Source organism: Micromonospora sp. MP36 (genome assembly GCF_008119785.1).
Lineage (GTDB): Bacteria > Actinomycetota > Actinomycetes > Mycobacteriales > Micromonosporaceae > Micromonospora.
Genome location: NZ_VSFA01000023.1, coordinates 1 through 24,567 on the forward strand (window position 1 = coordinate 1; position 24,567 = coordinate 24,567).

25 protein-coding genes and 2 pseudogenes are annotated in these 24,567 nt (G+C 69.5%); 13 read left to right on the forward strand and 14 right to left on the reverse strand.

The window, feature by feature from the left end; translation table 11 throughout:
- The 4 genes and pseudogenes from FXF52_RS17865 to FXF52_RS43155 form a co-directional block, all read right to left on the reverse strand.
- Positions 1–652, reverse strand: a 652-nt coding sequence (locus tag FXF52_RS17865) for a helix-turn-helix domain-containing protein (RefSeq protein WP_187413558.1), incomplete at its 3' end; no start/stop codon positions are given.
- Complete coding sequence (locus FXF52_RS17870; protein ID WP_148798054.1) at positions 649–861, reverse strand: hypothetical protein; 213 nt, start codon at positions 859–861, stop codon at positions 649–651. The genes FXF52_RS17865 and FXF52_RS17870, both read right to left, overlap by 4 nt.
- Positions 862–910: 49 nt before the next feature.
- Positions 911–1,069, reverse strand: coding sequence for a hypothetical protein (locus FXF52_RS43150; protein ID WP_255472089.1), 159 nt, complete (start codon positions 1,067–1,069; stop codon positions 911–913).
- A 149-nt stretch (positions 1,070–1,218) separates the two neighbouring features.
- Positions 1,219–1,455: pseudogene (locus FXF52_RS43155) on the reverse strand (replication-relaxation family protein); the annotation flags it as partial.
- 325 nt (positions 1,456–1,780) lie between these two features.
- Here FXF52_RS43155 and FXF52_RS17880 point away from each other — a divergent pair.
- Positions 1,781–2,059, forward strand: coding sequence for an SHOCT domain-containing protein (locus FXF52_RS17880; protein ID WP_222870558.1), 279 nt, complete (start codon positions 1,781–1,783; stop codon positions 2,057–2,059).
- A gap of 62 nt (positions 2,060–2,121) precedes the next feature.
- Here the strand turns inward: FXF52_RS17880 and FXF52_RS17885 are convergent, their stop codons facing one another.
- The 6 genes and pseudogenes from FXF52_RS17885 to FXF52_RS17900 form a co-directional block, all read right to left on the reverse strand.
- Complete coding sequence (locus FXF52_RS17885; protein ID WP_187413559.1) at positions 2,122–2,454, reverse strand: FCD domain-containing protein; 333 nt, start codon at positions 2,452–2,454, stop codon at positions 2,122–2,124.
- A 49-nt stretch (positions 2,455–2,503) separates the two neighbouring features.
- The gene (locus tag FXF52_RS43160; RefSeq protein WP_255472077.1) at positions 2,504–2,641 is read right to left on the reverse strand and encodes a hypothetical protein; all 138 of its coding nucleotides are present in this window, start codon (positions 2,639–2,641) and stop codon (positions 2,504–2,506) included.
- A 40-nt stretch (positions 2,642–2,681) separates the two neighbouring features.
- A pseudogene (locus tag FXF52_RS44075) lies at positions 2,682–2,852 on the reverse strand (hypothetical protein); the annotation flags it as partial.
- Positions 2,819–3,052: a hypothetical protein gene (locus FXF52_RS41690; RefSeq protein ID WP_187413561.1), complete on the reverse strand. Its 234-nt coding sequence runs from the start codon at positions 3,050–3,052 to the stop codon at positions 2,819–2,821. The gene FXF52_RS41690 and the pseudogene FXF52_RS44075, both read right to left, overlap by 34 nt.
- 633 nt (positions 3,053–3,685) lie before the next feature.
- Entirely contained in the window at positions 3,686–4,027 is a 342-nt protein-coding gene (locus FXF52_RS17895; RefSeq protein WP_148798056.1) for a hydroxylase, read from the reverse strand.
- Between the two features lie 54 nt (positions 4,028–4,081).
- Positions 4,082–4,873: an IS5 family transposase gene (locus tag FXF52_RS17900; protein WP_148798057.1), complete on the reverse strand. Its 792-nt coding sequence runs from the start codon at positions 4,871–4,873 to the stop codon at positions 4,082–4,084.
- A gap of 153 nt (positions 4,874–5,026) precedes the next feature.
- On the opposite strand from FXF52_RS17900, the gene FXF52_RS17905 reads away from it, so the two are divergent.
- From FXF52_RS17905 to FXF52_RS41695, 4 genes are all read left to right on the forward strand, one after another.
- Positions 5,027–5,770 carry a PH domain-containing protein gene (locus tag FXF52_RS17905; protein ID WP_255472078.1) on the forward strand — a complete coding sequence of 248 codons (744 nt, stop codon included), beginning with the start codon at positions 5,027–5,029 and terminating at the stop codon, positions 5,768–5,770.
- A gap of 36 nt (positions 5,771–5,806) precedes the next feature.
- On the forward strand, positions 5,807–6,628 hold the full coding sequence (locus tag FXF52_RS17910; RefSeq protein ID WP_148798058.1) for a fibronectin type III domain-containing protein: 822 nt from the start codon (positions 5,807–5,809) through the stop codon (positions 6,626–6,628).
- Between the two features lie 244 nt (positions 6,629–6,872).
- Positions 6,873–10,967: a LamG-like jellyroll fold domain-containing protein gene (locus FXF52_RS17915; RefSeq protein WP_187413562.1), complete on the forward strand. Its 4,095-nt coding sequence runs from the start codon at positions 6,873–6,875 to the stop codon at positions 10,965–10,967.
- Positions 10,968–11,076: 109 nt separating this feature from the next.
- Positions 11,077–11,232, forward strand: a complete 156-nt coding sequence (locus FXF52_RS41695; protein WP_187413563.1) for a hypothetical protein — start codon at positions 11,077–11,079, stop codon at positions 11,230–11,232.
- A 243-nt stretch (positions 11,233–11,475) separates the two neighbouring features.
- On the opposite strand, the gene FXF52_RS41700 is transcribed toward FXF52_RS41695, so the two are convergent.
- A complete protein-coding gene (locus tag FXF52_RS41700; RefSeq protein ID WP_187413564.1) occupies positions 11,476–11,637 on the reverse strand; it encodes a hypothetical protein in 162 nt (53 codons plus the stop codon).
- Positions 11,638–12,649: 1,012 nt separating this feature from the next.
- Here FXF52_RS41700 and FXF52_RS17920 point away from each other — a divergent pair.
- Positions 12,650–15,973 (forward strand): beta-N-acetylglucosaminidase domain-containing protein, encoded by a 3,324-nt coding sequence (locus FXF52_RS17920; protein WP_148798060.1) that lies wholly within the window; start codon positions 12,650–12,652, stop codon positions 15,971–15,973.
- Between the two features lie 20 nt (positions 15,974–15,993).
- Here the strand turns inward: FXF52_RS17920 and FXF52_RS17925 are convergent, their stop codons facing one another.
- The gene (locus tag FXF52_RS17925; RefSeq protein WP_148798061.1) at positions 15,994–16,767 is read right to left on the reverse strand and encodes a GntR family transcriptional regulator; all 774 of its coding nucleotides are present in this window, start codon (positions 16,765–16,767) and stop codon (positions 15,994–15,996) included.
- A 160-nt stretch (positions 16,768–16,927) separates the two neighbouring features.
- Between FXF52_RS17925 and FXF52_RS17930 the strand changes: the two genes are divergently transcribed.
- From FXF52_RS17930 to FXF52_RS17960, 7 genes are read left to right on the forward strand one after another with little or no spacing between them, the layout of a single operon-like run.
- The gene (locus FXF52_RS17930; protein WP_148798062.1) at positions 16,928–18,196 is read left to right on the forward strand and encodes an ABC transporter substrate-binding protein; all 1,269 of its coding nucleotides are present in this window, start codon (positions 16,928–16,930) and stop codon (positions 18,194–18,196) included.
- Positions 18,175–19,125: a carbohydrate ABC transporter permease gene (locus tag FXF52_RS17935; protein ID WP_255472079.1), complete on the forward strand. Its 951-nt coding sequence runs from the start codon at positions 18,175–18,177 to the stop codon at positions 19,123–19,125. The genes FXF52_RS17930 and FXF52_RS17935 overlap by 22 nt, the downstream gene beginning before the upstream one ends.
- Positions 19,126–20,025, forward strand: coding sequence for a carbohydrate ABC transporter permease (locus FXF52_RS17940; protein WP_148798063.1), 900 nt, complete (start codon positions 19,126–19,128; stop codon positions 20,023–20,025).
- The gene (locus FXF52_RS17945; protein WP_148798064.1) at positions 20,022–20,957 is read left to right on the forward strand and encodes an N-acetylglucosamine kinase; all 936 of its coding nucleotides are present in this window, start codon (positions 20,022–20,024) and stop codon (positions 20,955–20,957) included. Before FXF52_RS17940 ends, FXF52_RS17945 begins: the two co-directional genes overlap by 4 nt.
- Positions 20,958–20,971: 14 nt before the next feature.
- Entirely contained in the window at positions 20,972–22,198 is a 1,227-nt protein-coding gene (locus tag FXF52_RS17950; RefSeq protein WP_148798065.1) for a hypothetical protein, read from the forward strand.
- On the forward strand, positions 22,191–22,940 hold the full coding sequence (locus FXF52_RS17955; protein ID WP_148798066.1) for a sugar isomerase domain-containing protein: 750 nt from the start codon (positions 22,191–22,193) through the stop codon (positions 22,938–22,940). Before FXF52_RS17950 ends, FXF52_RS17955 begins: the two co-directional genes overlap by 8 nt.
- Positions 22,941–22,981: 41 nt before the next feature.
- Entirely contained in the window at positions 22,982–23,419 is a 438-nt protein-coding gene (locus FXF52_RS17960; RefSeq protein ID WP_255472080.1) for a hypothetical protein, read from the forward strand.
- A 191-nt stretch (positions 23,420–23,610) separates the two neighbouring features.
- On the opposite strand, the gene FXF52_RS17965 is transcribed toward FXF52_RS17960, so the two are convergent.
- A complete protein-coding gene (locus FXF52_RS17965) occupies positions 23,611–24,096 on the reverse strand; it encodes a hypothetical protein (RefSeq protein ID WP_148798067.1) in 486 nt (161 codons plus the stop codon).
- An 82-nt stretch (positions 24,097–24,178) separates the two neighbouring features.
- A complete protein-coding gene (locus FXF52_RS17970; protein ID WP_187413566.1) occupies positions 24,179–24,565 on the reverse strand; it encodes a DUF4190 domain-containing protein in 387 nt (128 codons plus the stop codon).
- Positions 24,566–24,567: the final 2 nt, after the last annotated feature.

The following is a 24,567-nucleotide window of genomic DNA, read 5'->3' on the forward strand; positions in this document are numbered from 1 at the left end:
GACGGCATCGAACCCGGCTCTCATCTGCGTCCGGGAACTCCGGCCCGGGCCGTTCTCGGCGCACGCCAATCTCGGCGGCCACGTCCTCGGCGGTCACGTCCTGCGCGGCGGCGGGCTGGGGGGTGAGGGCTGCGGCGCGAAGCGAGCGCGGGCTTTCTTGGTTATTGACGGTTAAGGACGGTTCGGCGGAAGCACGCTTCCGGCCGTTTGGTAGCACACTTCCGGCCGTTTGGTACTGCACTTCCGCCTGGCCCCGGACCGGGGGGAAGCCGGCTTCCGCCCGGTTTTCCACAGGCCCCGGGGCTTCGGTTGGGCGGCCCGACTGCGGCTCGGCCAGCGGTTCCAGGGCCGCCGGGAGTGGGCGTCGGCGTTCCATTGCGAGATCCCAGACGACGGGGCGACGGTCGGCGGGAAGGAGGCTCGCGTGACGCTGGTCGCCTCGGCGGATCAGGCCGAGGCGGGCCAGTGCTGAGAGGTCATTGCGGACCGTGCGGACGGACTTGCGGGCGTAGAACGCGAGGCGCTCCTGCGACGAGAAGGCGGCGCGCCTGTTGGCGTGTGCGTGGTTGGTGAGGCTGATCAGGACGGCGAGACAGGACGGCGGGACGTCCGGGGCGTCGCTGAGGGCCCAGGACAGGGCCTCGGCACTCATCGGGTCACCGGCAGGTCCAGGATGTCGACCAGGCGTAGCGCGGGAACGCCGTGAGGTTTGGTGTGGGCGACCTCGAGGGTGTTGTCAGCGCCGGGGCGATAGGCCTCGACAGCGGCGGCGTCGACGGCGGCCAGGTCGTCGGCGACCCGGGCGAGGCAGAAGCGTCCACGATCGGGTGGAGGGCAGCCCCTGTCAGGAACGGCGATCATGCGTGTGAGCTGCGTTGTCAGGATCGGGTGTGGTGCTGGTCAGGGTTTGTCAGGTTGTGAAGATGCCGTCGATGAAGTTCGGGTTGTCCGCCACGGCCCGGCCGTGGTCGGTGGGCAGGTCGACCAGCCGGACTCGTTGGATGCCGTCGCTGGGCAGCCAGACCGCCTCGGCCGGTTTGGTCTGCTGGGTCGCGGTGGCTGCTGGCACGTCCGCCGCTCAGGGGCGGAGCAGGCGGTGCAGGTGTTCTTCGCGTTCGGCGTTGGGTAGCCAGAACAGCACCGGGTAGCGGGGTCCGCCGCGGCGGGGCAGTGGGGGTGGGCGGCGGCTTGGAAGCGGTGTCCGTTGTGGCCGAGTGTCCGGTTCCATGGTTGGCTGCTGCCTCCGTCGCGGGCGAACCGGAACCGGTTCAGCAGGCCCAGGGCGGCCAGTTCGCCGAGTCGGATCTGACAGGTGCGGCGGGCGTGGAACAGGATGCGGTGGATCTGGTCGGTGGTGAGGACCTGGTGGTCGTCGAGGAGTTGGAGCAGCCGGCGGTCGCGGGTGGTGATGCGGGGGTAGATGGTCAGCAGGCCGGAAGAGTGTGATTGCGGCATAGGTGTTCACCCCGTGGAGAGAGAAATCCCGTAGGGAGTCTGGACGGGTTGATCATGCTGGTGACTCCGTTGTCGGGCGGGTTTGGGCAGGTCAGGCACCTGACAGGCCGGGCGGAGGGGACTCGTGTGGGGTCTCGTGTCGCCGACACCCCCAAACGAGCCCCCGATGCCGCACCCAGCCGAGCCCCCGAACGAGCAACCCGGTCAGTACGTCGTGCGACGTACTGCGGGTGTCGTTGCACGACCGACGACGGCAGCCGTAGCGGCGCGCCACTCTCGAGGCGGAGGGTGCGCAGGAGCGAGCCCGATGCCGAGGGAGATTGTGATGTTGACGGATGTCGTGGGTTATGTGTACGCCCATCCTGGCCCAGGTTGGGGAGACGGGCGCGGGCCCTGGGACGGCGGAGCGGGCTGGTGGCTGATCTTCCCCGCCCTGTTCTGGCTTCTTGTCCTGTCGTCCCTGGGCTACCTGATTTACCGCAGGTCGCCTACGCGGTTGGCGCGCAGCGCGGCAGAGCGGGTTCTCGCCGAGCGATTCGCGCGCGGCGAGATCGGCGAGGAGGAGCTGAAGCAGCGCCGGGCGGTCCTGCGGGGCAGATCCTGACCGCCATGCTCGTTGGTGGGTGAGCCGTTAAGACTGGTGCTGATTGCCTGCAGTGCCTGGTTCTATGTGGGGATGACGTGTGCGTAGGCGGTCTGGCCCGTGTGCTCGGGCTCGTCGCCGTTGACCGCTTCGAGGATCGGGCGGTGTTCGGCCAGTGCTGCCTCGCGCCGTTCCTGCATGCTGTTGGCGAGGTGGCGGTAGCGGACCGTGCGGTCGGGGATCTGTTCGTCGAGGCGGCTGGCCCAGCTGTTGTGCGCGATTCTGGCGATGGCGTCGTGGAGTCTTTTGCCGGTCGTCATCGCCTCATCGGCGAACTTGATCAGGGCGGCGTTCCGTTCGACGATGCCGGTCAGTAGCCGGACGTCGTCAGCGGTGGCCTTGATGCCCTCGTACACGAGCACTGCGCCCGAGCGGAGACGTGTCGTACTTGCCGTCGACCGCAGGTCAACCTCCGAGGTCGACCTCGATCTCCACCTCGACGTCGTCACGGACCTTGAGCGCGCCGAGAAAGGCCGAGTAAGGCTTGATTCCGTAGGCCGACTGCGTCACCACCGTGGCGGCGCGGTACCTGTCGGGCGTCACCTCGCGCACCTCGATGTCGATGGGGGCCGGCGGCCCCGTGCATAGTGAGGGTTCCGCTGATCGTGGCATGGTCGTCGCCGACGACGATGCGGCTGGACTCGAAGGTGGCCGTCGGATGGCGATCGACGTCCAGCGTCCGCCGGGCGTTGTTCTCGATCTCGCCCCGGTCCTTGTCAGTCAGCGGTCGCGCACCGCCGGTGCCCTGCCGCACGGCCAGCGATCCCAACCCGACGTGGGCCGTCGCGGTGGCATCCGCCGGTCCAGTTTCCGGATATCCAGTTCCACCGACCAGTCGGTCACCTCGATGGCCAGGTCGTGCCCAACGGTCGAGCCGATCCCCGTGCGGCGGGTCCGCAGCAGCATGCGCCCCTCGTCCGGGCCGAGTCGCAACCGTCCGGTTCTGATCGCCACCCGCCAAGCGTACGCGGAAAGACCAGATCAGTTCCCTCCTCTGGCCCGGACGAGGGCGGGTCGGTGACCAGCCTCATCGCCGACCCCGCCCGTGCGGGTGCCGAAGGTGAGTGTCACTCCTGTCCCAGCCGGCTACCGTCGGGCCGCTGACGTGGAACCCGGGCCGTGCCGGCCCGGCGTCGGAGCGGGCGGCCGTGGGTCCGCGGCACTGTTGCATTGTGGGATCGGCGGACGTTCCCGGTGTTGGGGGTCTGCGGTCAGATCGCCCGGGCGAGTTCGGTGAGCGCGGCTGCGTCGCCGAGCTGGCGGCGGTCGCCGGGTCACGGTTACAGCGCCTCCGGCGGGGGTGCTTCGGATTCAGAATGGCTGGGGCTCCGCCGGTGGGTCGCGGTCCAAGGGTGGTGGCGGTAGGCCATCCCGCCGACGACCCGGGACGAACCGAGCAGGCCACCGCCGGGGCCACCGGCCTCCGGCCATGCGTCAAGGCCGTCTTGACATGGCGGTCCCGACGGCGGCCCGCACCCACAAGGGCGGGTCGACGGCGACGGGATGGCCGCTTGGAATGAGGCGATGTTCCGACGGCTCTGTGCCGTGTCTCAGGTGAACCTTGACGGGCGCGTCTCGTCCGATGGGCTACCGCTGCCAGAAGCCGTGGTCGTTGCCGCCTTGGAGGTTGATGGCGAAGGTGCCATGCCCGGGGACCTCCAGCGGCTCCACGGCGATCTCGCCGCCAGCCTCCACCACCGCTGCGACGGCTGCTTTGATGTCATCAACCAGCCAGTAGGGCCGCACCACCGGCTCTTCGGTCTCGCGCAACGGCCCGTACCCCCACCAGCCCGCCTCCCGGCATTTCGGCCGTCCGTGGTTGCCGAGCCCGGAGCCCGGCTCGCCGAACTGCACCCCATTCGCCGCTGCGTAGGTGGCACATACCACGTCGACCTCCTTGGTCACGATTTCGAGGTAGCGGATCTGCATGCCTGTCTGACCTCCGGTAGTCAACGACGTACTAAGAGAGACCGTCAATAGGCGTTATCTGAGGCGGCGGGTGGTGGGGCGGTTGTCCCAGCGGTAGTGGGTGCGGGCTTCTCGGATGAGGGCACGCACGGTAACGAGCGCGGCGGCGAGGTACAGGTAGAAGTCGACGATGGCGGCTTGCCGGTCGGTGCAGCGGCGGAGTTTGCCGTACCCGTTCATCCAGGCGTGGGTACGTTCGACCGGCCAGCGGTTGCCGGCCTGCACTGGGGCGGGCACGCCCCGTTTGGCGATCTTGGCGTCGAAGCCGTGGTCGGTGAGTACCTGGCGGGTGGGCTTGTTGTCGTAGCCGCGGTCCAGGTGCACGGTGACCTGTTCGGGCAGTGCTCCGATCTGGTCGAGGGTGGCCAGGGTGGGCGCCAGCAGCGGCGAGTCGTGGCGGTTGGCTGGGGCGCTGACCAGGCCGAGTGGGATGCCGGTGGCCTCGGTGAGGGTGGAGCGTTTCAGGCCGCCTTTGCGGCGGTCCACAGGTGACGGGCCGGCCTTGTCACCGCCGCATGGGGCTTTCGTGATCGCGCCGTCGACGGCAAGGTCGGACAGCTCCAAGCCGATCATCATGTCGTACGCGGCCGCCGCCAGCTCGTGCAGCCGGTGAGCGACCCGCAGGTGCGCCCACTCGGTCAGCCGGCGGCGGATCGTGGCGTCTGAGCACTGCGTGGATGCGATCCGCTCGTAGCCCGAGCCGTGCACGAGCGCGGCGATGACATGTTCGAACACGACCCGGTCCGGGACTCGACGCCGGTGGCAGCCCAGCGGGTGACCGGGGTGGAACTCGCCACGCTCCCGCACCCCCGTCTCACTCCAGGCAGCTTCCCCTACCTAATCCCTGTGCACAGCAGGCGAGGGAGCCAGACGGATGAGGATCACCGTCGCCGGCGTCCTGGTGGAGGACCCTGCTCGGTAGGGGTGGGGCCAGTGCACCTGGGCAGTCCGCGGCAGCGGTTGGACGCCGCTGGCCACTATGGCGGCATGGGGAGATGGCAACGTCCGTACTCTCTCGACGTCGCGACCGGTTTCGCGGTGCTGGGGCTGGTCGCGATGCCTGGCCTCGCCACGTTCATGGTGATCATGTATGTGCGCGAGGGGATGCCGACGCCGTTGGCGATCCTCTTCGGGGTGTGGCTGGCCGGGGGCGTCGCCGTCACGGCGCGGCAGGCGATGCTCGGGGTCTACGTCAGTGATGACGGCGTCCGGTCCCGGTCCCTTCTGCGTACGACCACGGTGCCGTGGACATCGGTGTCGGACATCCGCAGCGGCACAGCCAGCATGGCGGGCCTGGACATGGGCCGCCCCGCGATCATCATCGAACGAACCGACGGGGTCCTGATACAGACCCCGCTGCAGCGCGGCCACCTCCTCCGGCCGTTCACGTTCCGGCCCGAACTGGGCCGGCTGGCCACCTGGCCGGAACACTACGAGGAGATCCTGGCAACACTGCAGGCACACCACCGCGACGCGCAGCGCCGCCGGCAGACCGCGTCCACCGGTCAGCTGGAGCAGCCCTCCACCGCCGCCACCCGGCCGACGACCCCACCCGCCGGCGTGAGCCGGACACGCACGACCCGCGATGCCGCTACCGCTGATCAGCGGCGCGACATCCACGCGCTGACCCGGCAACACCAGCGTGGCGCCCTCACCGACGCCGAGTTCGCCGCCGAACTGGCGAAGCTCCACGGCACCGAATAGGCCGTTCCCCGATGCCCGGGGGACCTACGCCCCATCGTGATCATCCCGTTGGCGAGCCACATCGAGCAGATGGTCAAGGTCGGTTCGCGACCGGCCGGTCGCCGTCGCGAGCGTCCCGAGTGGGTCGGCATGCCCGCGACCGGTCAGGTCCTCGAAGACCGCGAGCAGGTCGATCTCGAAACCGTCCGCGGTCGTACCCCGGGCCTTGGCCAGTTCGGCGAGCCGGCCTTCGATATAGCGGCGGACCATCACCTGGTACGCCCCGACGCTCGGCATCTCGTGGGCCTCGGCGACCATGTCGTCAACCTGCCGGCCCATCCGGTGCAGGACCTCGCCGGGATCAGCGCCGCCTCGAACACCGACAGTGCGCGGCCGATGCCGCCGTTCCCGCAGCCGCCGACGAACCTGCGGGGAACCGCCGGGGACAGCCAGGTCAAGCTGACCTGGTCGGCCAGCCCGACCTCGAACGTGCTGTACGACGTCTACCAGCGCGACGCCAGCCTCAACGGCTGGTGGGAGAAGCTGCCGTATCCGGTCAGCGGCACGTCGCTGACCGCCCGTTACCTGGCCAACGGGCACGTGTACAACTTCAAGATCGCAGCGATCAACGTGGCCGGCGAGAGTAACCCGTCGAACATCATCAGCGTCATGCCCCGCTGGGCGGACGGAACAGCCGCTTCGGCGTCGGTGACCAGCAGCTGGATCTTCAACGACTACCAGGGGTTCGACCCGATCCAGCGCGACGCACCCTCGCTCAGCGCCTGCCCCGGCCCGTCGCTGCGAAACCGGCCGACCCAGAGGGCGGCCAGCCGAAGTATTGACACCGGCGAAGACGATGCTCCAAAGTTACTGGCCTAGTCCAGTATTCCGTGCAGTACTCCACGCGAAGGTGGATCAAATGGGCACGAGATCGAGATCGAGAGCGACGCTGTCGCTGCTAACGGTAGTGACGCTGGCGGCCGGCCTACTGGTGCAGGCATCCGAGGATGTCCAAGCGGCCGGCGTCCAGGCATCCGACGAGCAGACGGCCAACGAACAGACGGCTACCGACCAGCGCGGCTCCCGCAATGACCTGACCTTGCCCAATGGCTACGCCGATCGCGTGAACCACGCGCTGGAACAGGGATCCGACCACTGGGGCGAGAAGTTGCTCGGCCTGCCCGACGGTCCGACCATGGCCAACGTCAAGCCGCTGCTGGTGCCGGCCAACCACGCTGGTACGACGGACGCCACCTCGCCCTGGTACTACCTGCCCTTCACCTATCCGGCGCCGGACCCCACCCGATGGGCCGAGGAGCGAGACTTCTCGCTGCACGTCGCCGACGGCAGCGAGCTGATGTCGCAATGGTCGGACTCGCGGGCGACCCAGCACGCCCGCTTCTTCGTCGGCGCGGACGGGTCCGAGCGCTACGGCCAGGCCGAGGCGAGGTCGGACGAGCCCCGCCTGACCGGCGGATACCTGCCGATTCTCTCCAACTCCTATCGTGACGCCGCCGGGGTCCGCTACGAGCGCGAGTCGTTCGTCACCGCGCTCACCCCGGGCGGCCCGACAGTCAGCATGCTGCGGTTCGTCGTCAACGGGCCGGCGAACGCGCACCCGCGGCTCCGGCTCAACCTGAGCCGTGACAAGGTGGCGGACGTCGTCGCCAAGCCCGGGCTGCTGACCCTCGGTGGTAAGACCGTGGTCGCGTACAGCGGCGCGGCGACCTGGTCCGCGCCTGACCTGACCTTCACGCCTGACCTGAGCCGCGGAAAGGCCGAGTTCTACCTGGTCATGCCGAACGAGCCGGCCGAGCTCGCCGCCCTACGCCCGTCCGCCGAGCTGTACGACTCTGCGAAGTCCCGCACCAGCGACTACTGGACGGCGCAGCTCAGCGCCGGCGCCAAGGTCAAGATCCCGGAGAAGTACGCCTCGGACGCCATGCGCAGCACACTGCTGAACAACCTGGTGATGGGCTTCAACCTGACGGTCGGGAACGGCTACGAGTCGCTGGACAAGTCCTTCGCCTGGGTGCCGGAGATCGCGGCGACGGTCACCTCGCTCGGCGACTTCGGCTACCAGGACAAGGCGCGCGCGAACCTCACCGAGCTGCTGCGCCGCGGCCAGGGCAGCTTCTTCGTGTCCTGGGAGCGCGGGATCAAGCTGCAGACGGTGGCGACGTACTACCTGCAGACCAACGACGCGTCGTTGCTGCAGAAGAACCTGCCGACGTTCCGCGACTGGCTCGCCGACTTCAAGCGGCAACGCGTCGCGGATCCGAACGGTCTGCTGGCCAAGACCCGCTACGCCTCCGACATCCCGGAGCCGGTCTACGGCCTGCACCACCAGTCCGAGGTCTGGCGCGGGCTGCGCGACATTGGTGTCGCGTTGCGGCTGATGGGCCGTGACGACGAGGCGACGCCGTTCCTCGACGAGGCGGCCGGCCTGCGCTCGTCGCTGCTGAGGGCGGTGGAGAAGTCGAAGACGGTGTTGCCGGACGGCTCGGTGTTCGTGCCGGTCGCCCTGCTGGACCCCGCGTCGTCGAAGCCGTACGACAAGGTCACCACCGACTTCCTCGGCAGCTACTGGAACCTGATCATGCCGTACGCGCTCGCGACCGGGCTGTTCGAGCCGGGCAGCGCGACGGCGACCGGGCTGCGGGACTACCTCTACAAGCACGGGTCGCTGTTCCTCGGCCTCACCAGGTTCAACCTGTCGAGCGCCGATCCCGGTGTTTGCCAGAATCTCCGGCCCAACCAGTGGCCGGCGGTGCCCGGGTACAAGTCCAGCGGCATCGACCAGCAGTACGGCTACTCGCTGATGCGATTCCTGGCCAACAATGCCGAGTCCGATCGCCTCGACCTGAGCTTCTACGGAATGCTCGCGCACGACCTCACGCCGAACACCTTCATCGGCGGCGAGGGCGCCACGATCTCGCCGTGCCCGCAGTTCGGTGAGTACTACCGGTCGCAGTACTGGCCGCCGTTGTCGCCGAACAACGCCACCTACCTGGAGGCGATGCGCGGCCTGCTGGTCAGCGAGGACCTGGACGCCGACGGCGTGCCGACCCGGCTGCACCTGGCACCGGCCACGCCCCGGCCCTGGCTCGCCGACGGGGAGCGCATCGAGGTCTCCGACCTGCCGACCTCCTTCGGCACCGTCGGCTTCGCCTCCAGCTCGCAGCTGGCGGACGGTCGGCTGACCGTGCGGGTCGACCCACCGCAGGCGGTCGCCGGACGGGCACCGCTGACAGACGTGGTGCTGCACCTGCGCGCGCCGCGCGGTCACCAGCTGAGCGGGGTCACCGTCGACGGCCGCGCGGTGACGTACGACGCCGCTCGTGAGCTGGTCGACCTCGGCAGGCCGACGGCGGCGGTCACGGTCCGGGCGACGTACAAGACGGCGAAGGTGGCCGACGCGCCGAGTGCGGAGGCCACGAAGGTGGCGACCCCGCGCGCTTTGCTGGAGCCCGGTGAGACGTCTGCGCTGGACCTGGAGGTCGAGGCACTCGGGCAGGGCACGGTCAGCGGCACCGTCGAGGTCGGCGTTCCGGCCGGGTGGACGGTCCGCGACTCGAAGCTGCCGTTCAGCGTGGGCAGCAACCAGAAGCTGACCTGGTCCGACCTTGCGACCTCGGTCCAGGTACCCGCTGACGCAGCGCCCGGGAACTACCGGATCGACGTGGTCACCCGACCGTCCGGCGGCACGGCGCGGACCACCTCGCTGTCGGTCCGGGTGGCCCGGCCGGACCCGGCGGACTACGCCGCGCTGGTGAAGCGGGACGCGCCGGTGGGCTACTGGCGGCTCGACGACGCCGTCGGCCAGCCGGTGGCCGATGCCTCCGGCAACGGAAACAACGGCGCCTACCGCGGCCGCGTCGGCCGGTCCCAGTCAGGGGCGATCGCCGACTCCGCCGACACCGCAGTCCGACTCGACGACGGCTACGCCGAGATTCCCGACAGCGCCTCGCTCAGCGTCACCGGCGCCTACACGCTGGAGGCGTGGGTCAAGGACGCGGCGGGTGGACCGCAGGGCATCGTCGAGAAGTACGACGGCGGCGACTGCCTGCCGTCTCGCAACGGCTACGCCTTGCGGCTGGTCAACGGCAACAAGCTGCAGGCGCTCACGGTCGCTGACCAGGCTCAGTTCGGCGCGACCAGCCCCCGCAGTGTCGAACAGGTGCAATGGCATCACGTGGCGGCGGCGTATGACGGAAAGGCGCTGCGGACCTACCTCGACGGGCAGCTGCAGACGTCCACCCCGATGGCCACGGCGCCGACCAACGGCGTGGGCAGCCTCAAGCTGGGCGCGCGTGGAGACGACGCGGCGGACCGCTTCGTCGGCGGCCTGGACGAGGTCGCGATCTACAACAAGGCCTTGACCCCGGCCCAGATCGACTCCCATTACGTCAAGGGCGTGCTCGGCAACCCCGGACCGTCGCCCAGCGCGCAGCAGCCCGGTTCGGTGCAAAACAGCGCGTCGGCGGCTCCGGCGAGTTCCGCACCCGCCCAGCCCGCAGCGACTCAGCGGCTGGCGGTCACCAGCGAGCCCGCCTATGCGGCGCAGGTGGTGGCCGACGAGCCGGTCGGCTACTGGCGGCTGGGTGAGCGATCCGGCACGAGCGCCGAGGACACCTCCGGCACCGGCAACCGCGGTACCTACACAGACGCCGTGACATTGGGCCGCCCTGGCGCGCTGACGGGCGATCCGGACACCGCCGCCGAGCTTACCGGCGGCTACATCGCCGTACCGGATTCGGCCTCGCTGAGCGTCAGCGGCTCGTTCACCCTCGAGGCATGGGTGAAACTCAATGACGTCTGCAGGCAGTACAGCGTGGTCGAAAAGTACGATGCACCCGCCTACAACGGCTACCTGCTGCGCGTCCTGCCCGGCGGCAGACTCAACGCCCTCACGTTGGCCGGAGCCGGGCAGTTGGCGTCGGTCGAAGGACAGACGGTGATCTCGCCGGACGAGTGGCATCACCTGGCCGCGGTCTACGACGGGTCGACCATCTCGGTCTACCTCGACGGACGGCTCGACGGCTTGGCCGCCACGAGGGTGAGCCCGACCGACGGGGCCGGAAGCCTCAAGCTCGGGGCCCGCGGTGACGACGCCGGTACCCGGCTGGCAGGACTGCTCGACGAGGTTGCCGTCTACGACCATGCCCTCACCGCCGAGGAGGTCGCGCAACACTACTCGGTCGGTACGACGGGTTGATAACAACGTCACTGGGCTTCGGTGCTGAGCCAGGGCTCCGACTAAGCCGCGCACTGCACGGCTTGATGGGGTAGCGCAGACGTATCTTTGCTGGCGGTAGTAGGCGGGCATGACCGGTCTGGTGATGCCCGCTCTGCCGTGGTTGCTGATTACGTCGTTGTCCCGTGACCGGTTGCCACCCGGGGGCGACACCACGCCGGGCTGCCCGCCGCGTTGGCGGACCTGCCGGATCCCCGCGCTCACCGAGGGGCACGGCACCGGCTGACCCGTAGTGGTGACCCGCAGCGGTCTGCGTCGCGCTCCGGCCAGGGATCCTTCCTGTACCGCGGCATCCGTTACGGGATCCTGATGCACGTGATCGGACCCGCCGCAGATGACATGGCGGGTCCCGATCACGTCAGCGCCGGCTCGCCGGATCAGATGAAGATGGTGCGGGCCGGTTCGAAGAAGTCGGTCGCGATGATCTGGGCGGCGCCGTACGGCGGGTGCCGAGTCCCTTGTAGTTCTGCTAGGCCTTGATCTGGCCGTCGGTCTGAATCAGCGCGATCTCGGCGAGGTCGTTGCCGTCGAGCGAGGACTTCCGGCTGCCGCCCTGAACCGGCAGGCCGTTGACCCAGCTGAGGTTGATCGAGTAGATGTGTCTGCTGCCGTCCGTGGCTGCGGCGTGCATCACGACCTTGTCGCCGCCGCCCAGCCCCTCGTGGGCCGTCGCGGCGCCCGCGCCACCTGGGCCGCAGAGTCCCGTGTTGGCCTGGTTATGAAGGCATTCGGCGCCGGCGTCCAGGGGCCGGTGACCGCCGGCGCCGTGGCGTACGACGTGTAGTAGCCGCAGCTGGCGAAGGACCTACCGGAGTAGAACAGCAGCATCTTGTCGTCACGCTGGACCAGGTCCGGGGCCTCGATGATCTGACCTGCCGGAACGGTCAGCATCGCGGTCGTCGGACTACGCCGGTGGCGGCGGTCGGGCCTGGCACGACCGGCGCGGCCGGAACGACGAGAGTGAGGACGGCCAGCACTGCGAGCCAGGCCGCGCGGGCTGGCTGCGGCGGATGGGCGGGAAACGCATACGGATCTCCCTTCGGGGTCGGCCAATGTTTCCGGCGGCACGACCACATACCGGACTAGTCCAGCGTTGTGAAGGCTGGTTCGAGCGTTGCCAATGGCTCGCACTCAGTGACTTGTGCTCCCGCCCGCCACCGGCTGCCCTCCAGCGAGTCGACCAACTCCTCGCATTCGCCGTCGCCCGACGGCCTGGCCAAGCCGACCTGCTCGCATGGCGGCCGATCCGCGCGGGTGGGCAGGGGCGCGGGGTCGGGGCTGGCGTCGGTGGCCGACCCGGATGAGTGATCGGGAATCGCCCAGATTCGTGTGCGACTGCTGCCTGCGGAGCGGGATCTTGCGGGGACGCCAGGCATCTGCCGTTCGGGGGCGGGGGGTTGACGTGGTCAGGTGTGACATGGATCCTCATTACCGGTATAGACCGGTCGACCGCAATCCATCCTCCGGGAGGCACGTTCGTGCGAGCGTCGGCCCCGACCCCGACGGGCCGGCCTCGCGCTCCGACCTGACCAGACCGCCGGACTCCATGTCGGTCAGTTGTTGCGGCGGTCCGCTCACCGCGCGCCATGCCGGGACACCTGCCGACAACCACGGCTGGCCCACATCACATGAGTTGAGGTTCGATGATCCCGTTGCGCTTGTTTCGTGGCCTTCACCGCACCGGCGTACTGGCCGGACCGGTCGTGCTCGCCATCGCCCTCGTGAGCCCTCCGCCGGCCCGGGGGGCGCCCGAGCCTCCTGACCGGGTGAGTGCGGCGAGTATCCTTCCGACACCACAGCGGGTCGAGCCGCGTCCGGGATCTGTCGTCCTGTCCGGCAGCGTGGACGTCGTTGCGGGTGCGGCCGTCGATCCGGCGGCCCGGAAATCGCTGGTGGAGGTGCTCGGCGCGCGCGGGATCACCGCCAGGGTGGTCGCAGGCGTAGATCTGTCGACCACGAGACCGGTGATCTTCCTCGGTGGGCCGGGCGAGACGCCGGCGGCCGCAGAAGCGCTGAGTGCTTTCGGGGTTGAGGGACCAACGGGGCTGCCCAGTGAGGGGTATGTACTGGCGGCCGGGCCCGACCGGATCGGCCGACAGCGGATCATCCTCTCCGGCGCGGACGGTGCCGGCACCTTCTACGCCGTTCAGTCACTTCGTCAGCTGCTCGTGTCAAACGGATCCCGGGTCGCCGTCGACGGTGTGGCGGTGCGTGACTGGCCGGGTTATCGGATCCGTGGGGGCATGGAGTCGTTCTACGGACCGGTGTGGTCGCAGGAGGACCGGCGCTCGCAGATCGAGTTCCTGGCCCGGCACAAGATGAACCAGTTCTTCTACGGACCGGCGGACGACCTGCGTACGGGATCGAACTGGGACTCCCTGTACGACGAGGCGGAACTGGGCCGGCTGAAGGAGATCGTCGACCTGGCGACGTCCCGTCATGTCGATTTCGTGTACCGGATCTCGCCGGAGGCGCCCCTGGCCCCCGGCCGGGGAATCTGCCACGTACGCGACGCCGATCGGGCCAAGCTGCTGGCACGCCTGACGCAGTTGTGGGAGATCGGGATCCGCAGTTACGTCATCGCCTGGGACGACGTGTCCGGCAACTTCGCGTGCCAGGAGGACCGGGACGCCTACCAGGGCGATCCGTCGCCGCTCGCGGCCGCTCAGGCCGGGGTCACCAACCTGGTCCAACACGAGTTCATCGAGAAGCGCCCCGGCGCCACCCGCATGGTGGCCGTGCCGACCGAGTACTGGGGCATGACCCGTACGCCGTACAAGAACCGGTTCGACGAGTTGCTGAGCACCGAGGTCGACCTCTACTGGACCGGGCCGGAAGTGGTCTCGCCGAGCATCACCGACGACGACCTCCGGGCCGCTCGCGCCGCCTGGCCGCGGCACAGGATCATGATCTGGGACAACTACCCGGTCAACGACTACAGCCCTAACCGATTGCTGCTGGGCCCGCTGGTGAACCGCGACGCCGGCATGGCAGACGACGTCGTCGGCATCTCGTTCAACGAACTCGTCCAGAACCAGGAGGCCTCACAGATCCCACTCGGTACGCAGGCCGACTACGCCTGGAACCCCGGGGCCTACGACGCGGAGCGCTCATGGACGCGGACGCTTCAGATCGTCGGCGGCGACGCGTACGAGGAGCTGCGGCTCTTCGCGGAGAACAACAAGGCCAGCGCCCTGGACAACACCGCACGACCGCAGTTCGCCGCGCTCATCAAGCGGCTCATCGCCGACTACTCGGCGGGCCGAGCAGTGGACGCCCAACTCCGCCAGCTCGACCGCGAGCTGCGCCGTCTGGAGGAACTCCCCACCGCGCTCCGGGCGCAGCTCGACAACCCTCTGCTACTCAAGCAGATTGGGCCCTGGCTGGACCGGATCGGCGCGACCGGCCAGGCGGGTCGGGCGGCCCTGGGCATCCTTCGGGCGCAGGACCGGGGGGACGGCGAAGCCGCCTGGCTGGCCCGGCGGGATCAGGCGCGGGCCCGCGGCATCCTCGATCGGACGTGGTACCAGATCAGTCCCGGTCCGGTCGATGATCTCCTCAGCTTCGCGGCGGCCCAGAGCGACGGCTACATCGGTGACCGCTGGTACGGCGACCTCGGGGCTCCCACGGGCCTACCGGCTGCCGCCCAGGGGTCGGCGCTGGGCAACCTGACCGACCGGCGCGACGACACGGCCTACGTCGCGGCCGGCAAGCCGCAGGACGGCGATGCGATCACGGTTCCGATCACCAAGCCGCACCGCCTGTCGGCGGTGACCGTGGTGCAGGACGCGACCGGCCCCGCCGACGGCGTTATCCAGGCGTTGGTCGATGGTGCCTGGGTGGATCTCGGACCGCTCGCTGACGGGTTCACCAAGGTGCCGGCGGCGGACCTTTCGGCCAGCGCGGTACGGATCCGGTGGGCGTCGGGCAGCGCGGCCCCGCGCATCTACGAGATCGTCCCGCACTACTCCGACGTGTTCAGCGGCGCCGTCTCGGTCGATCCGCCGGGATCGCTCATCGCGCCCGGGAAGACGAAGCGATTCCAGGTCACCTTCGAGGTGTTCGCGGATCACCAAATCAGTGGCCAGGTGACCGCGACCGGCCCGGCCGGCTGGAGCATCGATCCGGCGCGGCAGGTGTTCCGTGCCCAGCCGGGTGGCCGAACCGTCGGCGCGAGCGTGCCGGTGGAGGTGGCCGTCCCGGCCGATGCCGAGACGGGACGCCACCAGGTCGCGGTGTCCTTCGCCGAGGACGGCGCCACACCGGTGAACGTGTCGATCCCGATCCTGGTCGGGGAGCAGAGCTACCCGAACCTCGTGACCGGGGCGAACCCGGCCGGCTACTGGCGCCTCGGCGACGCGGCCGACTCCGGCACCGCCGTGGACAGCTCCGCCAGCCGGCAGCACGGCACCTACCTGGCCGGCGCCCACCCGGGCGCCGAAGGGGCGATCACCGGTGACCGGGCGGGGGACCTCTCTGCCGGGTACATCGAGGCGCCGCGAAGCCCGCGGACCAACCTCCAGGGCGCTTTCACCTTGGAGGCGTGGGTGAAGCTCGACACGCTCGCCCCGGCGCCGGGGCAGGCGGTTATCGAGAGTTACACCGGGCCGGCGGTCAACGGGTACGCGCTGAGGGTGACCGACGGCGTCCTGCAGGCGTGGTCGCTGGGTGCTGCCGGAAAGGGGTACGGCCTCGTGACCGGCCGTAGCCGGCTGACGGTGAACGAGTGGCACCACGTCGCCGCCGTTTTCGACGGGTCACGACTGACCGTGTACCTCGACGGCGTTGCGGACAACAGCGTCGCGACGTCGGTGTCGCCCGGCAGCGGCACGGCGAGCGTCAAGCTCGGTGGCCGCGGGGACGACGCGAACCAGCGGCTCCGGGGCGACCTCGACGAGGCGGCGATCTATGACCGGGCTCTGACCGCGGCCGAACTCGAGGCGCACCACCTCACCGGCCTCGGCTGACCGGCCTCCGCCGATGTGCGTCAGCCCTCCGGCGACGGGGGGCTGACGTGCATCTGGATGGCGTAACGATCCCCCCGGTAGAGCGACCGGCCGAACTCCACGACCTTTCCCATGTTGTCCACCGAGATGCGCTCTATCAGGAACGCCGGGCTGTTCTCCGCGACTTCGAGCCGCTTCGCCTCGGTGTCGGTCAGCCGGGCGATGGTGACCGTCTGCCGCGCCGATTCCAGCCGCACCCCGAAGACGCGGCCCAGCACCTCGTACAGCGAGTCGTCGCGCCCCATCACCGTCGGCAGGTTGGGGAACCGGGCCGCGGCGAGATTGGTCCGTTCCAGCGCCATCGGGATGCCGTCCGCGGTACGGATCCGCTCGATGTAGTGGGTCGGGTCGCCCGGGGCGATGTCGAGGCTGGCGGCGACGGCGCGGGTGGCCGGGCGGGTGCGGGCGCGGTACGACTTGGCGCCCGGTGTCATGCCGCGCATGCGCATGTCCTCGCTGAACGAGCGGAAGATCTCCGAGTGGGTCAGCGTGGGGTGCTGCACGAAGGTCCCGCGCCCGGGCACCCGCCGGACCATTCCCTTCGACTCCAGCGCGTCGATGGAGCCCCGGACGGTCATTCGGGCGACGCCGAAACGTTCGGCGAGGACCCGCTCCGAGGGGAGCAGCGCACCGTCCCGCGAGTTCAGGACCATGGCGGTGAGCACGTCCCTGATGTGCTCGCCCTTGCCGCCGTTGTGCTCCGCCCGCAACGACTCAAGTGCCCCGTCGCTCGGCTCGTGTCGCCTCCTTGGCACCGGACCCGATCCCCTTCCCCTGCGGTTGGAGCCATCCTACGGGCAATTTGCGTCCCGCCATTGACCTCGGCGCAACCCGTTGACCGGCGGTCTATACCAGTATTAATCTCGGCTGGTCCGCTGCGTCCAGCGGGTGGCGGCCACGACGATCGGAGATGCGATGCCCAGTAGACGCGGTGTGTTGGGGGCGGCAGCGCTGCTCGCCTTCGCCCTTACTGCGTGCGCGCCAGGCAGCGGGGGCGACAGCGACGCCGTCAACCTAAAGGTCTGGGGCTGGCGGCAGGAGGATGTCGCGGCGTACAAGAAGATCTTCCAAAGCTACGAGAAGGCGCACCCGGGCGTGACCGTGGAGTACGTCCCCTACAAGAACACCGAGTACGACACGATCCTCAAGACCGGGCTCACCGATGCCAACGGCCCTGACGTCGCGCAGTTGCGCTCCTACGGACTGCTCCAGCCGCTGGTCGGCTCCGGCAGCCTGGTGCCCCTCGACGACCAGGTCGACACGCTGAGCGGATTCCCGAAGCCGATCCTCGACGGCGCGAAGGGCGAGAAGGACGGGCACGTCTACGGGGTTCCGTTCGCGATCCAGACGCTGCACGTCATCTACAACAAGAAGGTCTTCGCCGACAACGGCATCGCCGCCCCCACCACCTGGGCGGACATGATCGCGGGCTTTGACAAGCTCAGCAAGGCGGGCGTCACCCCGCTGGCGAACACCGTCACCGACAAGTGGATGCTGCCGATCGAGCAGGAAATCTTCGGCGCCACCACGTACGGCGGCCCCGACTACCTCACCAAGATGCTCAACGGCTCGGCGAAGTTCACCGACGCGCCCTGGGTGAAGTCGCTCGAGACCTGGAAGAGCACCCAGAAGTACTGGCCGTCGCAGGCGTCCGGGGTGAGCTACAGCGACGCGCAGGCGCTCTTCACCTCCGGCCGGGCCGCCGCGTTCCCCGGTGGCGTGTGGGAGCTCGCCGGGTTCAAGAAGGCCAACCCCCAGCTCGACATGGGCATCTTCAACGTGCCGCCGGCGCCCGGCGCGGCGGTCGACAAGACGCTGGTGCCCGGCTACGTCGACGGGTCGTTCGGCGTCTCGGCGAAGTCCCGCCACCGGGACGCGGCGCTGGACCTCGTGCGGTGGATGGCGACGGAGCAGTTCGGCACGGCGCTGTCCAACGAGCTTCAGCAGATCTCCCCGGTACCGGGCGTCGAGCCGCAGGACGAACTCCTGGCGCAGGCGCTCAAGGGGTACCAGGCGAACCCCAGCCCGTACGTCACCTACGCGTACTTCTCCGGCGGCACACCCACCGCCTGGGACCTCGCCTCCGAGGCGTTCTCCGACTACGTCCTGGGCCGGAGCAACGCCGCCGACGCGGCTGCACACATCCAACGAGGGGTCGATCAGTGGTTCCGGCCCAAGAACTGACGGGTCGTCCTGCCCGGCGGTCACGCCGCCGGGCAGGGCGGGTCTCGGCAGGGTGGATCACGTCGTTCTGCCTGCCGGCGTTCGCGCTCTACGGGCTGTTCCTCGTGGTGCCGCTCGTCACCGCCTTCTACTACGGGCTGTTCCGCTGGGACGGCACCCAACGGGGGGAGTTCGTCGGGATCGGCAACTACCGGGAAATCCTCACCCGCTACCCGCTGAGCGACGAGATCCCCGCCGCGCTCGGGCACAACGTGCTCTTCTTCGTCGGCACCATGGCGATCCAGAACACCATCGGGCTCGGCCTGGCGGTGCTCCTGCACCGCAACCCCTGGGGCAAGCGGCTGTTCCAGACGCTCTTCTCGCTCCCGTACCTGATCAGCCCGCTGATCGTCGGGTACATCTGGTCGCTGTTGCTGAGCCCCACCTTCGGCCCGATCAACTTCGCGCTCCGAGCGGTCGGCCTGGACGCGTGGGCGCGGCCGTGGCTCGGCGAGCCGGACCTCGCACTGCCGGTGCTGATCGTGGTCAACGCCTGGCAGTGGATCGGCGGACCGATGCTCATCTTCGGCGCCGCGCTGGCCGGCATTCCGCAGGAGCTGGAGGAGGCGGCCGCGATGGACGGCGCGTCACCGACCCGGACGTTCTGGAGCATCCGGTTCCCACTCCTGATACCGGCGGTCGGGGTGATCACCGTGCTGACGTTCATCGGATGCTTCAACATCTTCGACCTCGTCTACGCGCTGGGCGGCTCCGACGGCGGGCCCGGCGGCGCCATGGACGTGCTGGGCCTGCTCTACTACCGGACCGCCTTCCGGGGCGGCAGCAACGCGATCGGAGAGTCGTCGGCGTTGGCCATGCTGATCTTCGTGCTCATCTTCGGCGTCTCCCTGGCCTTGGAGCGGACGCTGCGCCGCCGGGAGGTCCACTGAATGAAGACCACCCTTCGCACCGTCCCCCGCCCGGCAGGGAAGATCAGGGCCGAGGCCACGCGTCCGCGCGGCACCCGTCACCGTTCGCTGCTGCACGGCGCCGGCAACCAGCTCCTCCTGTGGGCGTACGCCGCGATCGCCTTCGGCCCGCTGCTGCTGGTGCTGATCGGCTCGCTGCGGCCCAACGCGGAGATCCTCCGGGCGCCGGTCGGCCTGCCCAGCTCGTTCGACCTGAGCAACTACACCCGTGCGTGGCAGACCGCCTCGATCTCGACGTACTTCATCAACTCCCTGACCGTCACCTGCGCTTCGGTGGCATTGTGCGTCAGCGTGTCGGCGATGGCCGCCTACGCCCTGGCCAGGTGGAAGTTCCGGGGCCGTGCCCTGCTGGCGGCGTTCTTCCTGTCCGGGTTGATGATTCCCGCGAAACTCGGCCTGCTGCCGGTGTTCTACATGTTCCAGTCGATGGGTCTGATCGACAGCCGGATCGGGTTGGTGCTGCTCTACGCCGCGAGCGGCATCCCGTTCTCGGTCTTCGTGATCATGGGGTTCATGCGGGGGCTGCCAGGGGAACTCGAGGAGGCCGCGCGGATCGACGGGGCGAACGAGGGCCGTCTGTTCGTGTCGGTCGTCCTGCCCCTGATGCGGCCGGCGCTCGCGGTGGCCACGGTCTTCCAGTTCGCGCCGACCTGGAACGACTTCTTCTACCCGTTGGTACTGCTGCGCAGCGGCGACAAGTACACCATCCCGGTCGGGCTGACCCGGTTCTTCGGCGAGTTCGCCGCCGACCGCGGCACCCTGTTCGCCGGGCTCGTGATCGCCCTGGTACCGCTGGCCGTGGTGTTCGCGCTCGCGACCAAGCAGATTGTCGCAGGGCTGACCGCAGGGATGTCGCGATGACAACAACGATCACCATCGACGGCGGCAAGTCGGAACTTCGGCTGCTGCTGCGTTCCCCGGCGGGCCGCCAGATCGGCGTCGGCCCGGGCTTCTCCTACCGGCCGGACGAGGACGGCGTCGACCGGATACTGGCCGCCGTTCGTGGCGCCGCGGCGATGATCTCCCTCCCCGCGCAGGTGGCCGGCGTCGTCGCCGGCCTGACCGCAGTACCGGGGGAGCGCGCCGAGCGCCGACGGCTGGCCCTCGCCCTCGAGCGGCAGTTCGGCGGCCCGGCCGTCGTCGTGGAGGACAGCGTCCTCGCGCACGCCGGCGCCCTCGGCGGTCCCGGCGTACTGCTGTGCGTCGGCACCGGCACGACCGTGCTCGCGGTGGACGCCGGCGGCGACCACGTGCGGCTCGACGGATGGGGTCCGCACCTCGGTGACAGGGGCAGCGCGTACGCCATCGGGTTGGCCGGAATGCGCGCCGCGACCGCGTCGTACGACCAGGTCGGGCCGGCAACCGTGCTGGTCGACCGCCTCGTCGCGGCATTCGGCGGCGTCGACCTGGCCTCGCTTCAGCGCTACTACCGGGACCCGGCCATGATCTCGCGTACGGCAGCCTTCGCCCGCTCGGTGCTCGACGCGGCCGCCCAGCCTGACCCGGTGGCGGGCCGGATCTGCGCCGAGGCCGCGACCGATCTCGCCGACGCGGCGCAGGCGGCAACCGACCGGCTCGGTCTCAGCGGGGCGGCACGCCGGGTGTCCTTCAGCGGACGGCTGCTGACCCCAGGAAACGCTCTGTACAAGGCGCTGTCGGCCGAACTCAAGGCCAGAGGGCTGCCCCTGGTCACGCCCAGAGCGGAGCCGCTCGACGGCGGTCCGGCGCTCCTGAGCGGTGCCGCCCCCTACGCACGCCTGCTGGGGCGCCAGGAATTCGGTGCCGGCGCATGAGGGTCGGACACGGGGTGGCGCGGCTCGAGGTCGTGCCCGGAGAACCCATGGGTGGCTACGCCGACCGCTCCGACGGCGTCCAGAACGTGCTCGACCCGCTGGAGGTCCACGTCGTGACCTTCGCCGACGACGGCCACCGGTTCGCGCTGGTGGTCGCGGACCTGATCTGCGTCAACGTCGACGTCGTCGACCGGATCCGGACCGCCATGCGGGGCATCGGCGTGCAGTCCTGCTGGGTCGCCGCCACCCACACCCACGCGAGCCCCGAGGCGGGCTGCAGCCCCGGCGGCGAGGCCACCCCACGGCACGTCGCCGACCGGCTCGAAGCCGCATCACTCGCGGCCGCACGGTCCGCCATGGCATCCGAGCATGCCGCCAGACTCAGCTCCGCCCGCACGATGGTTCCCAAGCTGGCGGGTCACCGCAACATCGCCGACCCGAGGCCCCTGGACATTCCCGTCGACACCATCGTGGTCACCGCGGGTACCGAGGTGGTGGGGCTGGTCGTGGTCTCACCGGTCCACCCGACCATCCTTCCCGCCGACAACAACCATGTGAGCGCGGACCTCAACGGCGGCATCCGCCGGGCGCTGTCCGCACCGGACAGATGGGTCGTCGTCGCCACCGGTGCGGCCGGCAACATCAGTACCCGGCACACCCGCCAGGGGCGGGGGCTTGACGAGGCGGATCGGCTCGGCGCCTGGCTGGCCGACCGGGTCGAACCGGTATCGCCGCGCGTCGGCAGAGGTAGCCCGACGCCGCTACGCCCGCCGGTCTCGCGAACAGTGACGCTCGCGCCGAAACAGCCAGCGGAGCTCGACGTCGCCGTGCGCCAGACCCCGCAACCCAAGGTCGGAAACGAACGCAGCCACTGGGTTATGCAACAGGGGCGGCGGATCGCGGAGGAACAGGCCGCCCGCCAGCGCACGGAACCGTACGTGATCGACGTGGAGGCGGTGGACCTCGACGGGGTCACCGTCGTGGCCGTTCCCGGCGAACTGTTCCTGGAACTGGGCGAAACGATCCGTTCCGCAGCGCCAGACCAGGTAGGGGACATTGTGGTCCTCGGCTATGCGAACGGCTACCTCGGCTACCTACCCACCCGCGACACGCAACCCTGCTACGAAACCTATGCCAGTCCGGTCACCTCGGGCAGCGGCGAGATCGTCGTCGAGGCCGCCGTCGAGGCCGCCGTAGAGGCCGCCCGCGACCGTAAACATTTCAGGAGGATCAATGCCTGAGCCTGCCTACGCCACCATCGCCCGGAACGCACTCGAACAGGTCCTGACAGCACAGCTCGATGCCATAGAGGCAGCGGCCGGGCTCGTCGCCGACGCCATCGCCGCCGGTGGTGTCCTACAGGCGTTCGGGACTGGCCACTCGCGGATCGTCACCCTCGAACTCGCGGCGCGTGCCGGCGGGCTCGCCGCCGTCAGCATGCTGGCGGTCAAGGATCTCGTGATGTTCGGCGGCGCCGACCCGGGGCCGATCCTCGATCCGACCTACGAGCGCGAGTCCGGCCTCGCCGAGCGGATCTACCACCTTGCCGCGCCCTCCAAGCACGACGCCTTCCTGATCGTCTCCAACTCCGGACTCAACGCCGCCGTCATCGAGATGGCAGCGCTGGCCCGCGAGCGCGCGCATCCGATCGTGGCGGTCACCTCACTGGCACACACCCGATCGGCCAGCGCCCGCTCGACACAGGGACCGCATCTCGCTGACCTGGCCGATGTGGTGATCGACAACCACGCGCCGGCCGGGGATGCGGCACTGGAGATCACCCCAGGAGTTCGGATAGGGGCGGTTTCGTCGTTCACCGGAGTCCTCATCGCGCAGCTGCTCACCGAACTGGTCTGCCGCCAACTGCTGGGCCGCGGCATCGATCCGCCCGTCCACGTATCCGCGAATCTCGCTCAGGGCGACGCGCACAATCGCGTCCTCTATGAGCGGTACCGCGATCAGGTCCGCCCGATCGAACCCTGATCGGGCCTGCACAGAGGCGCACCTCGATTTAATCTTGCCGCGTGAGGAAACGTCTGCGGGCCATGTTGGGACTGGCCGTGGCCGGCGTGCTCGCCGTACCGGTCGCCGTGCTCGGCGTCCACGTGACCCACCCTCGTGACGAGGACGAATACCTGGCGCACCTCAAGCAGTACGGCGACCTGCAAAGCGACCGGCCGCTGGAGGTGTTGCCGCCGACCGCGGATCTGATCGCCGAGGGTGATGCGGCGTGCGACTGGCTGCGCGAGCAGCCGTACGCCCTCTGGCGGCACGACCCGGACTACCGCGAGTCGGCCGTCTTCGCACGATATCTCCGGAACCTCGGCGACCGCTCGCCGAAGTGGGGCGACGCACTGCCAGGTCTGGGATCGGTGGCAGGGGCCGCTTGGGGCTACCTCTGCCCGGCGGACTGGGAGTTGCGGCAACCCCGCCGCCACCCCTTCACCCCCAAGCCAGATTGAACGACGCAAGTGCCCTGGTCGTGCCTCTACCGGACGGGGAGCGGTGGGCGTTGGCCGTACAGCCATCCGTACAGCCAAAGCTGGATACTCATGCCCGACTTCGCCGGACAACCACGGACGGGCTGACCAGAGGGGAACAACACCCGCTCCCAGCCCTCACTGTCTACGCCGTTCCCCGCTGCCCGGGGGACCTACGCCCCATCGTGATCATCCCGCTGGCGAGCCACACCGAGCAGATGGTCAAGGTCGGCTCGCGACCGGCCGGTCGCCGTCGCGAGCGTCCCGAGCGGGTCGGCATGCCCGCGACCGGCCAGGTCCTCGAAGACCGCGAGCAGGTCGATCTCGAAACCGTCCGCGGTCGTACCCCGCGCCTTGGCCAGTTCGGCGAGCCGGCCTTCGATATAGCGGCGCACCATCACCTGGTACGCCCCGACGCTCGGCATCTCGTGGGCCTCGGCGACCATGTCGTCGACCTGCCGGCCCATCCGGTGCAGGACCGCCGACGTCACGCCCCATTGGCGGACCTCGGGCGCCGCGCCGTCGGCCAGGCGGATGATCACCTCATCCGGGCCGCTGATTTCGTGCGACCCGTCGTCGTTGTGCCAGCGGGCCGTGATGACGTAGCCCTCGTCCTCGCGGGACAGCTCAACGGGCCGGTCGCGATTCTCCTGGGACATACTCTCCTGTCTTTCCGGCACCTCGTGGGCGCCTGCTGCCTGCCCGCGGTGGCGGCCAACTGTCGTACCTGCTCCACCCGGATCAGGGTGTGGGAGTGGCCGCGCTCAGGATGCTGCCGAAGAACACCATGACGGTGAAGATGATCATCGGGGCGGCGAAGACGTAACCGAGGACGAGACCGGCGACGGCCATGCCGTGCCCAGACCGGGCGCCGTCCCGGGTTTCTCGCATGGCGAGGTGGCCGAGGATGACGGCCAGGATGCACGGCAGCCCGAACAGGCACCAGCCGCCGAGCACGCCGAGGATCCCGAGCACCAGCGACGCCGTGGCCATGCCTGAGGTCAGCGGCGGCTGCACGGCGAGGGCCCGCGCGGCCTGCGGGAAGGCCTGGTACGGCACAGCCGATACCTGCGGGTACGCGCCGGCCGGTGCGGACACCGGCGGGTAGGGCCCGGGAACAGCGGACACCG